This window comes from Ruegeria sp. YTSA135 (assembly GCF_059610165.1).
The window spans coordinates 83,578-97,812 of sequence record NZ_JBXWNC010000015.1; the positions used below are offsets into that span (position 1 = coordinate 83,578).

General features: G+C 56.0%; 14 protein-coding genes. 8 read left to right on the forward strand and 6 right to left on the reverse strand.

Annotation, left to right across the window (positions count from 1 at the left end; all coding sequences use genetic code 11):
- Position 1 precedes the first annotated feature (1 nt).
- A complete protein-coding gene (locus AC2FIT_RS17690) occupies positions 2 to 1,045 on the forward strand; it encodes a S8/S53 family peptidase (RefSeq protein ID WP_496831350.1) in 1,044 nt (347 codons plus the stop codon).
- Here AC2FIT_RS17690 and AC2FIT_RS17695 read toward each other — a convergent pair whose 3' ends face one another.
- The gene (locus AC2FIT_RS17695; protein ID WP_496831351.1) at positions 1,046 to 3,076 is read right to left on the reverse strand and encodes a trypsin-like peptidase domain-containing protein; all 2,031 of its coding nucleotides are present in this window, start codon (positions 3,074 to 3,076) and stop codon (positions 1,046 to 1,048) included.
- Between the two features lie 240 nt (positions 3,077 to 3,316).
- Positions 3,317 to 3,769 (reverse strand): hypothetical protein, encoded by a 453-nt coding sequence (locus AC2FIT_RS17700; RefSeq protein WP_496831352.1) that lies wholly within the window; start codon positions 3,767 to 3,769, stop codon positions 3,317 to 3,319.
- Here AC2FIT_RS17700 and AC2FIT_RS17705 point away from each other — a divergent pair.
- The 6 genes from AC2FIT_RS17705 (at position 3,736) to AC2FIT_RS17730 (ending at position 10,964) form a co-directional block, all read left to right on the forward strand.
- The gene (locus AC2FIT_RS17705; protein WP_496831353.1) at positions 3,736 to 6,237 is read left to right on the forward strand and encodes a cation:proton antiporter; all 2,502 of its coding nucleotides are present in this window, start codon (positions 3,736 to 3,738) and stop codon (positions 6,235 to 6,237) included. The genes AC2FIT_RS17700 and AC2FIT_RS17705 overlap by 34 nt on opposite strands.
- 198 nt (positions 6,238 to 6,435) lie before the next feature.
- On the forward strand, positions 6,436 to 7,836 hold the full coding sequence (locus tag AC2FIT_RS17710) for a selenium-binding protein SBP56-related protein (RefSeq protein WP_496831354.1): 1,401 nt from the start codon (positions 6,436 to 6,438) through the stop codon (positions 7,834 to 7,836).
- A gap of 81 nt (positions 7,837 to 7,917) precedes the next feature.
- Positions 7,918 to 8,499, forward strand: coding sequence for a hypothetical protein (locus tag AC2FIT_RS17715; RefSeq protein WP_496831355.1), 582 nt, complete (start codon positions 7,918 to 7,920; stop codon positions 8,497 to 8,499).
- A 325-nt stretch (positions 8,500 to 8,824) separates the two neighbouring features.
- Complete coding sequence (locus AC2FIT_RS17720) at positions 8,825 to 9,229, forward strand: hypothetical protein (protein WP_496831356.1); 405 nt, start codon at positions 8,825 to 8,827, stop codon at positions 9,227 to 9,229.
- Complete coding sequence (locus tag AC2FIT_RS17725) at positions 9,226 to 10,593, forward strand: relaxase/mobilization nuclease domain-containing protein (RefSeq protein WP_496831357.1); 1,368 nt, start codon at positions 9,226 to 9,228, stop codon at positions 10,591 to 10,593. The genes AC2FIT_RS17720 and AC2FIT_RS17725 overlap by 4 nt, the downstream gene beginning before the upstream one ends.
- 11 nt (positions 10,594 to 10,604) lie before the next feature.
- Entirely contained in the window at positions 10,605 to 10,964 is a 360-nt protein-coding gene (locus tag AC2FIT_RS17730) for a glycine cleavage system protein H (protein ID WP_496831358.1), read from the forward strand.
- A 53-nt stretch (positions 10,965 to 11,017) separates the two neighbouring features.
- On the opposite strand, the gene AC2FIT_RS17735 is transcribed toward AC2FIT_RS17730, so the two are convergent.
- Positions 11,018 to 11,452 (reverse strand): hypothetical protein, encoded by a 435-nt coding sequence (locus AC2FIT_RS17735; RefSeq protein ID WP_496831359.1) that lies wholly within the window; start codon positions 11,450 to 11,452, stop codon positions 11,018 to 11,020.
- Positions 11,449 to 11,685 (reverse strand): hypothetical protein, encoded by a 237-nt coding sequence (locus AC2FIT_RS17740; RefSeq protein ID WP_496831360.1) that lies wholly within the window; start codon positions 11,683 to 11,685, stop codon positions 11,449 to 11,451. Before AC2FIT_RS17740 ends, AC2FIT_RS17735 begins: the two co-directional genes overlap by 4 nt.
- A gap of 522 nt (positions 11,686 to 12,207) precedes the next feature.
- Here AC2FIT_RS17740 and AC2FIT_RS17745 point away from each other — a divergent pair.
- Entirely contained in the window at positions 12,208 to 12,387 is a 180-nt protein-coding gene (locus AC2FIT_RS17745; RefSeq protein WP_496831361.1) for a hypothetical protein, read from the forward strand.
- Between the two features lie 36 nt (positions 12,388 to 12,423).
- On the opposite strand, the gene AC2FIT_RS17750 is transcribed toward AC2FIT_RS17745, so the two are convergent.
- Positions 12,424 to 12,927 carry a hypothetical protein gene (locus AC2FIT_RS17750; protein WP_496831362.1) on the reverse strand — a complete coding sequence of 168 codons (504 nt, stop codon included), beginning with the start codon at positions 12,925 to 12,927 and terminating at the stop codon, positions 12,424 to 12,426.
- 252 nt (positions 12,928 to 13,179) lie between these two features.
- Complete coding sequence (locus AC2FIT_RS17755) at positions 13,180 to 14,088, reverse strand: ArdC family protein (RefSeq protein ID WP_496831363.1); 909 nt, start codon at positions 14,086 to 14,088, stop codon at positions 13,180 to 13,182.
- Positions 14,089 to 14,235: the final 147 nt, after the last annotated feature.

A 14,235-nucleotide genomic window follows, 5' to 3' on the forward strand; every position in this document is an offset into this window, starting at 1 on the left:
CATGACTGACCGCAGTGAGCTGGAGATTGAACGCCGCCAGCATAACGGGCAGCTGAGACAGTTTCGAGCGTCGCTGTGGCTTGACCATGGCAACGGCCCGAAACCTTACCTTCTGGCGATCGCGGATGGGGGTTGCAATGTTCGATCGGGCCGCGAAATTCGGTCAGCAGGTGACGCCTGGCAATATCTTGATCAGCTTGATGAAGACCTCACAACAGTAAGGTGGACCGAAACGCTGCAAGCCCCATGGCCTGATGGCGTAGACAATGGCGGTGTGCGGGTCGGGCTTATCGACTCTGGGCTTGCTTACGACTTGCCGGTTTTTCGCGATCAATTGGCGCGCGGGCCGGACAAACAACCGCTTGGGTTCGACTATTGGGATATGGATCCGTGGCCCTATGATGGCGACGTGTCACGCGGACGGTTTTTGCCTATCCGGCACGGGACGGCCGTCGCGTCCATCTTTGTTCGTGAAGCACCCGATGCCGCGATTGTTCCCTACAGGTATCCGCGACCGGATATGACGCGCCTGGGCGACATTGTCGCGCGGGCCGCAGGCGATGGGGTGCGGATTTTAGCTATGCCGCTGGGCAGCAACAAAAAGTCGGAATGGGCCGCGTTTGAGGCCGCCTTGGACGCGTTCGATGTGCTTGCGATTGTCTCTGCCGGAAACAACGGACGGGATATCGACAAGGACCCGGTTTACCCGGCGGCGATGTCCTCTGATCGGATCCTTACGGTGACATCGGCGGATGAGTTTGGACGTCTGGCTGAAGGCTCGAACTGGGGCCAAACCCATGTGGATGTGATGGTTCCGGCTGAAAACGTGCAGATCGTCGATTTTCGAGGTGCGTCGGGTGTCGCGTCAGGTTCAAGCTATGCTGTTCCGCGCGTTGCGGCGTTGGCTGCGCGTCTTCTGGCGGAAACACCAGAGCTTACCGCCATAGAGCTTAAAAACAGTATTTTGAGACTAGCTAAGCCTTCTCCGTTCGAGCGTGACGGTGTGCTTTCAACAGGATGGATTCCCAATCCGTTAGATCCGTAGCTACTGTCGTGTCGGGGCGGGTGGCGCGCTGTCGATAAATCGACGCGCAGCTTGCGCTTGCGTGGGATCAGCTTGAAGTAAGGCCTTGTATGCATCCTCAGCAAGTTCAGGCGCGTCGCCCCACACGCCTGATTGAATGGCGAACCGCAGGACCTGAGGGTCATCCTGGGCCAGTTCCATCGCGCGGCGTGCGTGGTGTGTCATCTCGTTGAACCTGCCCGCCAGTTGCAATGATACCAGCAGCGAAATGCGCGCATTGAGAGAATTCGGGACTTGATCGACTGCCTGCCCATGAAGGGCAATCGCCGCGTCAAAGTCGCCCGCACGCGCCAAAATGCGGCCTGCTTCCAAAAGTTGTCCTTGATTTTGGGTCGCGGAACAGGTGTCGGCCAGCGCTGCCAAATCCTTGTCCTGCCCGGCGGTGACGTCCAAGGCATCCATCGCGTCAACGCAATCCTCCAACGAGGATCCAAGGCTGGCTGTGATCTCGGCCGCGCGCGGATCATCTCTGAGTGAAAGAAGGGCGCGAATATCAGCGACTGGAATGGCTTCATAGCGGCCTTCGCCGCCACCGGCGTTGATGCCCACAAGCGCTCCGTCCTTGTTGACAAGCGCACCACCGCTGACGCCGGGTTGCATATAAGATGTCACATGAACGCGCCCAAGATCCGCGCCGGGTGCAGGTGCCGCGATAAAATCGCCGGGTTCAAACACGCGCACCTCCTGCCTGCCAACATCCGCACCGATTGCGTAGGTTTCGTCAATGGCCGCTTGCTCGTGGTCCAATTCGGCGATGATGCCTGTAGTTGGCAACCCATCCACTTCGATAAGTGCAAGATCACCGGCATAGGCAGATGGCACCACACGTCCGTCGCGCGGACCGTCCGGTGTAAATACGACGGCGTCCGGCTGATTGGCGACCACATGGCGGTTTGTCACAAGCAGGTTCGGCCCAATTCGCGTGGCGCTGGCAACCGGATCGAAACTGGATATCGGGAAGACCGCCTGTCGCAACCGGCAAACCGGCGCGGGGTGCGGGCAGTCGCCGAGAGCCTCGGCGCTTGGGTCATCCGTTGAAGGCCCATTCAGCAGTAGCACTGTCGTAGTCTGTCGCCCTGCGCGCTCGACCCTCACGTCGGCCTGTGCGGCATTTTCCGGCAAGAGAGACAGGGCCGCGACAGCGTCGCGCGGCTTGAGTACACGTCGGCCGTCAATATGCGTGACAAGGTCGTCTGGCAAAAGCCCGGCAACCTCAGCCGCGCCACCCGGTTGTACCGCGGAAATAACGGGCGCGGCTTTTTCGGCAAGTTGCTTTCGGCCCGGCCTTGCAAGGCTCCATCCCGGATCGGGATAAGTGACAATGCCGTCTTCGGCCAGCGCATCCGCAACACGAAGCAGCAGGTCTGTCGAGACCGCGAAATTAACCCCAATGTTTGTATCACCGCTTGATGCAAATATGGCCGACATCATGCCAAGAAGGCGCCCGTTTGCATCGACAAGCGCGCCGCCCGACACTCCGGGGTTTGCGGCAGCATCGGTTTGAACAAAGTGTTCAACCGGATTGAACCCAGCGTCCGAAATGTCGAGTGCGGATACCACTCCACAGGTGACGGAGATACCCAGCCCCCAAGCATTGCCCATCGCGCAGGCTGGTGTCGCCAGCGCAGGCGGCGGGGCAATCTCAAAACCCGGGAGATCAACATCCACGCGCAGCAGAGCGATATCGCTGGCGGCATCTGACGCGATCAGCGTTGTGGGCAATACACGCCCATCCCATATGCGCACATCTATGCGGTCGGCTGGTTCTATCACATGCCATGCCGTTGCGACAAAACCTGAGGGCAGCACAACACCGCTACCTTCCGGCGCAATTCCTGTTCGTGTACCGGCACCACCCTGCGCGTGGCCGGGCCACACGGGAAGCACGGACACAACCGATTTGATCGTGTCAGCGGGAAAACCGTGCGATGTCTCGCCAGATGATCCCGACGGTAGCATTGTCGCCACCGCGAGTGCTGTAAGGGTTCTCATTGTGGCTGTGATACTGATCACGATTGATGTCTCCATTCTAAAAGCATTAACCCTGCTGTCTTGCCCTGGACACACTTGTTGGAGGGGCAGGGACAATATGGTCGCCATCAGACCTGACGCCTTCGGATTGGATTTGCCCGGCTGGATACGCCCGGATCGCTCCGCACCGATATTTGAGTCGGCCTTTCAAAAAGTCCGTTTCGGCAAGGCTGGGTTCCGCCATACTTCGGCCTTCATTTCTCAAAGGAACGCGTGTCTTGCACCCTGACCTGCATCGTGGCTGATGGATGCTAACATATCGAGGCAGTTCAAAGCGAATAGGGCAACGATCCCGAACCGGCTATTGGCCAAGGCGTGGCTTTCATTCTTTGAAAGCAACTCGGGCAAAGATCGCGAAATGGGCAACGCTGGCGTTCCTGACTGCTGTACGGGTTCGGAAAACAGGCCAGACGGATTTCTGAAATCTGTTGGTATAGCAGTGGCAAAGAGCTTAAAAGAGGCGAAAGAGTAAGCCGTTCGCCTAACTTTAAAAAAGAATTTGAAATATTGCGCTTTTGGACAGTTTTCGGGTTCAACGTGCAGGGCATTTAGGGGCCACTTGGCAAGCAGGTTGCAAGAATAATCCTGTGGCATAGCTTTAGCCAGATCAGAGACGTGTAATGGATATTGTTCTTGTAACAACAGTGGTTGCATCGCTTTTTGTCGTGATCGGCTTGGCCGAGCCAGCCGCAACGCGGCTTCGTATTCCGTATAGCGTTGTACTTGCTGTTCTTGGCACGATTATTGGCGTGACTGCGGTCTTTTTTCTTCGAACCGACCTGACCGAAGTGATGAACCCAGTGGCCGAAGCCATCCTCGGGCTACCGATCAGCGCGAATGTTTTCCTGTACTTGTTCCTGCCAACGCTGCTTTTTCAAGCGACGCTTGGAATGAACTTGCGGCGTATGATGGATGACTGGGTTCCCATACTCGTCCTGGCAATCGTCGCGGTTTTTGTCGCCACCTTCACGGTTGGCTTTGCCCTTGCGGCCGTAAGTTCGCTATCGGTCGTCGCGTGTCTTTTGCTGGGTGCGATCATTTCTACAACCGACCCATCGGCCGTTGTGAGTATTTTTCGGTCAATTGCGGCACCGCAAAGACTGTCCCGGATAATCGAAGGCGAGAGCCTGCTGAATGATGCAGCCGCGATTGCATTGTTCGGGCTGTTCATCGGCTTTGTGATGGTTGGCGCACCGGACCCAAAGCCAAGTGACGCCCTTATCCAGTTTCCCTTGCTTTTGGTTGGGGGTGCCGTGACTGGTTGGATTCTGGCCCGCGCCAGCCTGTGGTTGATGTCGTTGATCGAGGGCTTTGAACTGGCGCAGATCTCAATCTCGATCGCCTTGCCATACCTTGCTTATGTCGTCGCAGAGCAGAGTATCGGTGCGTCAGGCGTTATTGCAGTTGTTGTTTCCGGTATCACTCTGAACCTGTCTGCGCCTGGGCGTTTGACCCCGCAGGCATGGGCGCGCCTTTCCGATGTCTGGGGTGTGCTTGCGCATTGGGCCGGGGCGCTGATCTTTATTCTGGCTGCACTGTTGATCCCAAGGTTGCTGAGCGGCTTTCAGTGGTCAGATTTTGGGCTGATCCTTGTGGTAATTGTTGCAGCCGTTGCTGCCCGCGTTTTCATTCTGTTTGGCTTTCTGCCCTTTTTGACCCTGCTACGTGTTTCACCGCCAGTGGATCGCCCGTTCCGCTTTGCGATTCTCTGGGGTGGTATGCGCGGTGCAGTAACTCTTGCGCTGGCATTGGCCGTGACAGAGAACGCCCAAGTTGCGGCCGAGACAAAAAGGGCCATTGGTATCCTTGCGACGGGTTTCACCCTGTTCACCCTTATCGTTCAGGGGCCAACCCTTCGGCCATTCATACGCCGCCTTGGGCTTGATAAGCTTTCAGCCGTGGACGAAGCCCTGTCCCGACAGGTCATCGCCGTTTCATTGCAAACAGTCCGCGAAGACGTGGAAAAGACCACATCAAGCTATGAACTGACACCCGATATCATCCGGTCAGAGGCTGTTCAGTTCGGTCAAAGGCTTGAGGCCGCGGTGCGTTCCGCAGAGGAACGCAAAGATATTCTGGACCGAGATCGCGTAACCCTGGGCCTTATCGCACTGGCCGGTGCCGAGAGGAATTTTGTTCTGGGCCACATGCGCGACCGATCGCTTTCGACACGTTTGGCCGAACGGGCGCTTTTGGACATTGATCGACTGATTGAGGCAACGCGCCTGCAAGGGCGCACGGGGTATCTACGGGCGGCGCGCCGAACCATCGATTATGGCAGATTTTTTCGCGTCGCCGCTTTTCTGAATGACAGACTGCGTTTGCGGGCTCCGCTGGCCCGTGTAACCGCGCATCGTTTTGAAGTTTTGCTTGCCCAACGTCTGGTGCTTCGCGATATCTACCGCTTTGTGGATCAACGCATTCGCCGGATACACGGGCGTCGCGTTGCGGGCATCCTCAGGGAGCTTATTGACCGCAGGGCCGAGTATGTAGACACCGCCCTTGATGGCCTTCAGCTTCAGTATCCAGGCTTTGCCGAAGAAGTTCAGCGCCGCTTCATCCGCCGTATCGCCTTGCGGCTGGAAGAACGGGAATACACCGAGATGTTCGACGAGGGTTTGATTGGGGCCGAACTGTATTCAGTGCTTTTGCATGACGTTTCCGAAAAACGCACGGAAGCCGAAGAGCGCCCAATGATTGATATCGCACCGAGGGCGGCGGAGCTTGTAAAACGAATACCGGTTTTGTCGGACGTAAGCCCGTCCGGGCTTCGCCGTCTTGTGCGCGCATTAAAGACTCGCCACGTAGAAGCAGGCGAGATCATCATCCAGAAAAACGCCCCGGCGCGCAGGGTCTACTTTATCGTCTCAGGCGCGGTTGAGCTCGAAATGGCTGGACAAAGCTGGCGCTTGGGCCGAGGCGAAATTTTTGGTCAGACTGAATTGTTACTGCGCCAAAAACGCCGGGCAACCGTCCGTGCGATTGTGCCCACGACACTTTTGATATTGGACGAGGAAAAATTCCGCAGACTTGTCCAGCGCAGCAAGTCCCTGCGTGAGGCAATAGTCGCGAGCGCTGCAAGCCAGGGTGTTGAACTGCGTAAGCTCTTAGAAACAGAGTAAATTTCTTTGTCACTCTATCGAACTGAGTGGTGTCCCGTACTGCGATCCTGAGCTATCGAATTGGCTTTAGCTCGCTGGCCCATTGGACCAGAAACGCGACATTTTAACGAATCTGGAATTTGTGGCACTCTTCCCGCCAGGCGAGATCAGATCCGTCTTGCAAGTGATCTACCGCTTATGGCCTGGGAGGAGCCCGCTATGAACCTGAGACCTGACCCTACATTTCACGCAACCCCAAAACTTGCCATGGAAGCGCCTGCGGAAACGCTTGCCTTCACATTGATGCTCAGCCCGGATGGCTCGGAACCCGATGGGCTTGCCGTTATAGATGTTGATCCGAAATCCAAGACTTACAGCCAGATCGTCCACAAGCTTATGATGCCCAACAAGGGGGATGAGTTTCATCATTTTGGCTGGAATGCCTGCTCTTCGGCCCTGTCTCCATTGACCGGACATGCCTTTTTAGAGCGGCGATATCTGATTATACCGGGTATCCGGTCCTCTCGCATTTATGTAATCGACGTGAAAGAGCCGCTGAAGGCAAAAATTCACAAGATTATCGAGCCAGGAGAGGTCTTCGCCAAAACCGGTTATTCGCGCCCGCATACGATCCATTGCGGCCCCGAAGGTATCTACGTTTCAACACTCGGCGGCGGCGGGCCGGATGGAACTGATGGACCTCCGGGCATTTTTATCATGGATTGCGAGACATTCGATATCCTCGGGCGCTACGAAATGGACCGGGGCGAGCAAGACAAGCACTATGATTTTTGGTGGAACCTTCCGCGTGATTACATGGTGAGTTCCGAATGGGGACTGCCGCCGCAATTCGAAAACGGGATCGTGGCCGAGGATTTGCTGTCCAACAAATATGGTCACAAAATTCACTTCTGGAACCTGCGTGAACGCCGGAATGTCCAGACCATTGATCTGGGCGAAAACCATCAAATGGCTTTGGAAATCCGGCCCGCTCATGACCCTGCAAAGGATTATGGATTCTGTGGTGTCGTGGTCGACACGACAAACCTGCAGGGTTGCATCTTCACGTGGTGGCAAAAAGACGACGGCACGTTCGAGGCGAAAAAGACCATCACAATTGATCCACGGCCAGAGAAGGCCGAGAACCTCCCACCCCTGTTGCAGGGGTTCGAGGCCGTGCCGCCCTTGGTGACCGACATCGACCTTAGCCTTGACGATAAGTACCTCTATGTCGCGTGCTGGGGTCAGGGTGAAATGCACCAATATGATGTTTCCGACCCGATGAACCCCAAGCTGACCGGGAAGGTAGAGCTAGGCGGGATTGCCAGAGGCGCGAAGCATCCAAATGGCAAAGGCTTTGCCTACGGTCCGCAAATGGTCGAGATCAGCCGGGATGGCAAGCGGGTCTATTGGACCAATTCGTTGTATTCAACGTGGGATGATCAATTCTACCCCGACGATGAGGGCGGGCAAATGGTCATGGCGAATGTCGGTGAAAACGGTGGCTTGGAACTGGACAAGGATTTCTATGTTGAGTTCCCGAAAGGTTATCGCAGCCACCAGATCCGCTTGGAAGGTGGTGACTGTTCAACCGATAGTTTCTGCTACCCGTCCGTCTGACGCGTGGGCGGATTGGAAACGACAACAGCTCTTTGGTGGGCTGTTGTCGCCTCGGGCATATACCATGGGATTAATCCCGGGATGGGGTGGCCGCTGGCGGTTTCCGCCGCATTGATGGACAAGAGCCGCAACAGTTTCTTCAACGCATTGATCGCTTTGGCCGCCGGGCATCTAGTTGCGATGGCTGCCATTCTTTTTCCTTTCACAGCGCTGCTGTTTCTGGCCGAGAGGCAACGGGAAATTCAGATTGGCGCGGCATGTCTTGTGATCGGTCTGGGCGTCTATCTTTTGTTCAACCGCCGCCACCCGCGCTTTCTTGCGCGCGTGCCGCCGTCGCGGCTTGCACTGTGGTCATTTCTAGCGGCAATGGCGCATGGCGCGGGATTGATGTTGGTGCCCATCTATCTTGGCATCTGCCGCACGATCGCAACCGACCCGGGTCACGCAGCCGCCTCTGACCTGATGACTGGCAACGCGAAAGTCGCCGTGTTGGTTGCCGTGGCTCACACCGTGGCGATGACATCCTCTGGCGGTCTGCTCGCGTTCGGAGTCTACCGTTGGCTGGGGCTGCGGTTTCTGTCCAAGAGCTGGTTCAACCTGGACCTGGTGTGGGCGCTGAGCCTGATCCTTGTAGGAGTTCTGTCGCTGATGTTTGTGCACTAAGTTGATCGATCCCTGGGTTAAGTTTTTAGAAGAGTTGCCAACAAATGCTACACGTTACGCGGTGCATCTTGGGTTTAGAAGCTGCAAGGACAAACTAGAGTTTAGTGTTCCGCAGGCGTCAAAAAACTTGTCAGACAAATAGCGTTTATCCGGTATTGCAGGAATCAGTCAACGAAATCACTTTTTTGAAGACTTCGATTATTGTTTATTTTCAGGATGTTTATGGTGCGCCTAGAGAGAGAAAGTTTGAACTCTCTTTTCGACACTTTACAAGAATGGGAAGCCCTTCTCGCACAGACTGATCTAGCCGATCAGAGGTGCGAAGATGACGAATTCGCGCCATAAATACAATAATTTAGCTAAAGGTGCGACGCCCGCGCCGTTCTCGCTACGTCTGACTTTCGAGGAACGTGTCAAACTCGAAGAGGCCGCAAATGGTCTGCCTTTGGGGGCTTACATCAAGGCAAAGTTGTTCGGTGAGGACCTGGAAAAGGTTCGCAGGCGCAATACGCGCCCTGTGGAGGATCATATCGCCCTGGCGCGTGTTCTGGCTGCGTTGGGGAAGACCCGCCTGTCTTCCAACCTCAATCAGCTCGCACGGGCAGTGAATACGGGCACGCTGCCCGTCCATCCCGATATCGAAGCGGAGATTAGTGCGGCTTGCCGCGAGATTGTTGAGATGCGCACTGAGTTGATGCGCGCCCTCGGCAAGTCGGGCGGTGCGCCATGATCCTCAAAGCCAAAGAGCGCGGAGATGCTGTGCAACTCGGTCGCTACCTGATGGCGATGCGAGACAACGATCATGTCGAGCTTCATGAGGTACGGGGCTTTGTCAGCGATGACGTCATTGAAGCCTTCCAAGAGGCGGATGCCATTGCCAAAGGCACGCGAGCCAGAAACCACCTCTTTTCACTCAGCCTGAACCCTCCACCGGATGAGCATGTCTCGGTTGAAAGCTTCGAATCTGCCATAGGCCGGGTCGAAGGGGAGCTTGGTCTGGACGGTCAGCCTCGCGCTATTGTTTTCCATGAGAAAGACGGACGCAGGCATGCGCATGCCGTATGGAGCCGTATCGATGGCGAAGAGATGAAGGCCATCAACCTTCCATTCTACAAGAACACACTGACGGGCATATCGCGCGATCTGTATCGCGAGCATGGTTGGGAGATGCCAAAGGGCTTCCAAGATCGCGAGCTTCGCGATCCGCTCAGCTACAGCCGTGCAGAATGGCAGCAAGCTAAGCGCACGCGCCAAGACCCGAAGGCGATGAAAGAAGCCATGCGTGAAGCCTGGGCAGGCTCGGACTTCCGCCGGAGCTTTGAAGCGGCGATGCGCGAGCGCGGCTACATGCTGGCGCAAGGTGATCGGCGCGGCTTTGTCGCCGTGGATTGGCGCGGTGAGGTTTACTCACTTTCACGCGGTACAGGCGTGAAGACCAAAGAACTCGAAGCCCGCCTGGGCAATCCGCAGAAGCTGCAATCGGCTGATGATGCCAAGAGCTTTATTGCAGAACGCATGACGCCCAAGCTCCGCGCCTGGGCGAAGGAAGCCGAAGAACAAGCCCTCAAGGAAAACCTCGCTGTGCAATATCAGCGAGAGCAGATGGTGCAGCGTCAGCGCTACACGCGCGATCAGCTCAAGATTCAGCATGAGCGACGCTGGCTTGAAGAGGAACAGAAGCGCGCCGAACGCACCCCGACAGGCATTCGCGGTCTATGGGGCTGGATCACGGGGAAGAACCGCAAGATCAGAGAGGAGAACGAAGCCGAGATGGTCCGTGCACAAGAACGCGACCGCGCCGAAAGGCAAGCGATGATCGAGCGACAACTTGATGAGCGCCGCAGGCTAAAGGAACACGCCGATCTCGCACGCGCAAAGCAGCAAGAGCAAATGCAGGCGCTTAATCGCGACGTGGCGCATTACATGATGCTGGGCGGCAAGGCCCCGATGGATGTGACGCAGCGCTTCGAAGATCAGAACAAAGAACAAATGCGCGCTGAGCGTCGGCGGAACGAAGAACGGCAGCGCCGTGAAGAACAAGCACGGCAGGAACAGAGAAACCGGGATCGCGGGCGCGATCATGAACCAGGCTAGAGGATATCAAAATGTATGAGGAATTCTGCGTTGCCAGCCATGAACGACTGCGTATTCGCGGTGGTGAGGTTGATATCGGCCTCAGTGCCTATCTCCAGAACGGCATGGGCGAGACGCTCATGCTCGAATGGTACGCTTCAGCATCAAAGTTCGAAGCGGGCGATCCCATCGGCGTTGTTCATGGCACCATGCGGTCTGTTGAAATCTATGCGCCGTGCGACGGGACAATGCTTCTTGCTGCCGACGATGCGGCCCCGCTTAGCGATTGGCTTGCGACAATCCGTATGGAGGATGAACAGACCCTCAAGCCCTTGATGAGCCTTGAGGCTCATGCGGACTATGCCGCGCGTCTTCAGCGGGCAGCGCGATAAACTCGAAAAGCATGCGCTCACGAAAACGAATGCCGTTTGGGGCGCTTTCCCTGTCATAGCAGGGAAAGCTGTTCGGTTTCGTTTGAGCGGAAGCGAATTGGCGGTCCAACAAGCACGAAATCCTTCTTGGCATGCTTAACCAGCATGCCCTGATAGAAGCCCATGCCGCTTTCGCGCCTGGCTGCGCTGTTCATCGTCGCTTCGCGGTAGGTCTCGGGAGTGCCATCGAAGTAGCGGATTGCTACGAGCCTGTAGGCCTCGAAGGTATATTCACCGCTGATCCCACGGACTGATGTACAAACGCATTGGCCGTTCTGCCAAGGAAACGGTCGGCGAACGCGGCCTTCGAGACCGATCTTATCCGCACTGTAGGAGGCATGGATGTCACCTTCGCCGATCATCCGGTCGGTCTGGTGACACCATCTTCCCGAAGCAAGGCGTGATGGGTCGACGAAGACGACGTCGTTTGATGTGATGGGGGCGCTCATGAGCGCCCCGCTTCGTTTGCGGTTTCTGGGGCATCTTCTAGCGGCAAGCGCAGGGCGATGCGGCCATTGATCGGGCAGGTTTCCAATTGAAGCGTGAAGCCACGTCCGTCGCGGTGCTGCCAGGCGGCTCCAACTTTGGTCCAGTAGGACTTCTCGCCTCGCTGGGTGACGTGCCACGCCAGATAGTCGGGCGCGTTTTGATGTTGGGTTTGGGTTTCGGATTCGCGTGCCATGATTTCCTCCTTTGTTTGTCGGTTGGCTTGCTAACGCCCTCCCGACGCGCCGGAGGCAGAGGCGCAGGGTTCATGTTCAACACGGCTGGCGTCAGCCAGGTGGTGCGGGCAGGACATTGAAGACGGGGCCGCGTCCGGTCAGGGAACTAAGGGCAAGACCAAGCAAGCCAGCAGACAGACATAGAGGGGAACAGATCAGCACGAAGACGGCCTAGCCCAAGGAGGCGCGCCGACACGCCGCTGGAAAACCGTCATCCACGAAAATCCGCAGAGCAGTTGATCGCTAGCTCGCTGCTACCCGAACGCGTGCAAGCAAAGACATGGAGCCTGCACTCAGTGTTCGTCCGATCCTGCCTGACAAAGATGCTGCCCAAACCGGAAGACAAGCGCGCTTGCGCGTCGTCACCTCCATTCCAAGAGCGTCTCCCGACCCATCAGAGCCTTCATTGGCCAATGATGATGTGTGCGTGGGCCGAAAGGCCCTGAGCGGTTCGGGGCCTCCTTGAAACAAAGGAGGATACGATGAAACTCGTAACCCGATTTGAAGCGGCATCCCGCAGCACGGCAGAATTGCACGGCCTCTATCGTGAGGCTTTCAATGCCTTCGCCGCAGCGCCTCGTGGCTCGCAAGAGTACCGCGATGCGCTCACAAGCTTGCGCAATATCGAGGATGAATTGGCATGCCGTGCACCACGCTTCTAAATCAGTCGCGGCTGGCCGTTAGGCTGGTTGCGACTCTCACTCTGGCTGCAATCCATAAGGAATGAAATGAAGCTCTTTCTCAATGCCTTCGGGCAATTTATCAGCAATTAATTCGCGCATCATGGCAAGCTTTTCTTCAGTATGTGGAAACCCACGCTGGAGTTGTTTCCACATTTGCCTGCCAAATATCCGAATTTCTGGAACGTTCAAGGCCCTTACACTGTGAAGCCAAATCATGACACCTGCTGCATCTGAGGGCTGACCGATCTTCTGAAAATCCTTAATAATACGTGTTAGCACCACTGGACACGTGTCACACTGTTTTGATATTTCTTCATCACGAGGTATTCTTAGATCAAGCGCAGCGTCTGGAATTCTCCCAGATTCCAAAAGTTTTATCCGCATGCTATTAGCTAAAATTAAGAGGGTAGATATTTCTTCTGCATCGGCACCAGCTAAACTCGTGGTAAACCTCTCTATATCGTTTCTCATAGCATCAGCCGAGGCTTCAAGTACTCGCTTTTTTATCCATCCAAACATTTTCTCCCTTAACTATCTAATATCCCCAAATCACTTATAAAATCATGCAGCTACATAATGCTCATCTAAAACAAATCCAAATGGAATGGTTGCGCTTCTTAATCCGACTATTGAACTGCAAATTATTCACAGTAAACAAGGTATCATGAATGAGAAATAGATTTGACTCTTCTATCCACAGGTCACTTTCACACCGTACAAGGCGCGGCTGGCCGTGAGGCCAGCCGAAATTTTCTGTATGTTTGGAGCCGCCTATGCGGCGGCGCCAGCTTCCTGCTCCTCCTCGATCACGGGCTGCAAGCCATGGAGGAAATCTGCTGCGCGCTGCGCATGGGCTGCGGCTGAGAAGATCGCGCGCTTGTCCTCCTTCAGAACCTTAAGCCAACTCTGAATATACGCGGCGTGATCTGTGCCGGGCTCCGGCGTCAATTCCAGATCGGCGCAAAGAAAGGCTGCGCCAAGCTCGGCAACAAGCTCCTCACGGGCATAGCCTTCATCGCCCCAACGCTTGCGGCCAAAGTCACGATCAAGACGGCTCTTGTGCTTCGTCCAATGCGTTAGCTCATGCGCCAACGTGGCATAGTAGGCCTCGGGGCTTCGGAAGGTCTCGAAAAGCGGCATCTGCACGTGATCGCTCCCGCCTGCATAATGTGCGCTGTTGCCACCATGATGGATGTCGGCGCGCGTGTTCGCAAAGAAGCCTTCCGCATGCGCGATCCGTGAGGCCGGATCGATGATTGGCTCCGGCTTGGCGTAGTAGTGCTCGGGCAAGCCTTCGATCTGCTCCACATTGAAAACGCTATAGCCTTTCATGAACGGGATTTTGTGCTCTTCCTCGGATCCATCGACCTGCTCTTCGGTCTTCGTGATGGTGTTGGCATAGACTACGAGGTTTCCGCGCTCGCCCTTCTTGACGTGTGCGCCCAGTTCCTTGGCTTGGCGATAGGTCATCCAGTACTGGGAGAGATAGCCCGCCTCGACGCTCGCACCCCAAAGCATCAACACGTTGATACCGTTGTAAGGCATGCCGTTGTGCCGTAGCGGCTTGGTGATCTTTCCTTCTAGATTGCCAGCGCTCCACGGCTTCAGCCATGTCAACTCGCCTTGCTCCAGATCGGCAACAATTTTGTCGGATACTTTCTGATAAACGTCTTTTTTCATTGGCTTTTTCCTTCCTTGGATAGTCGGTTGCGCATGCAACCGGACTAGGCCCGCGCCAATGAGCGGGGGGACGGCCGTCCAGACCGAAAGCCAGGAGGATGGTGCGGGCGCAGGCAAAGCCGAGCCACGGCCCTGGCTTTCGCCCGA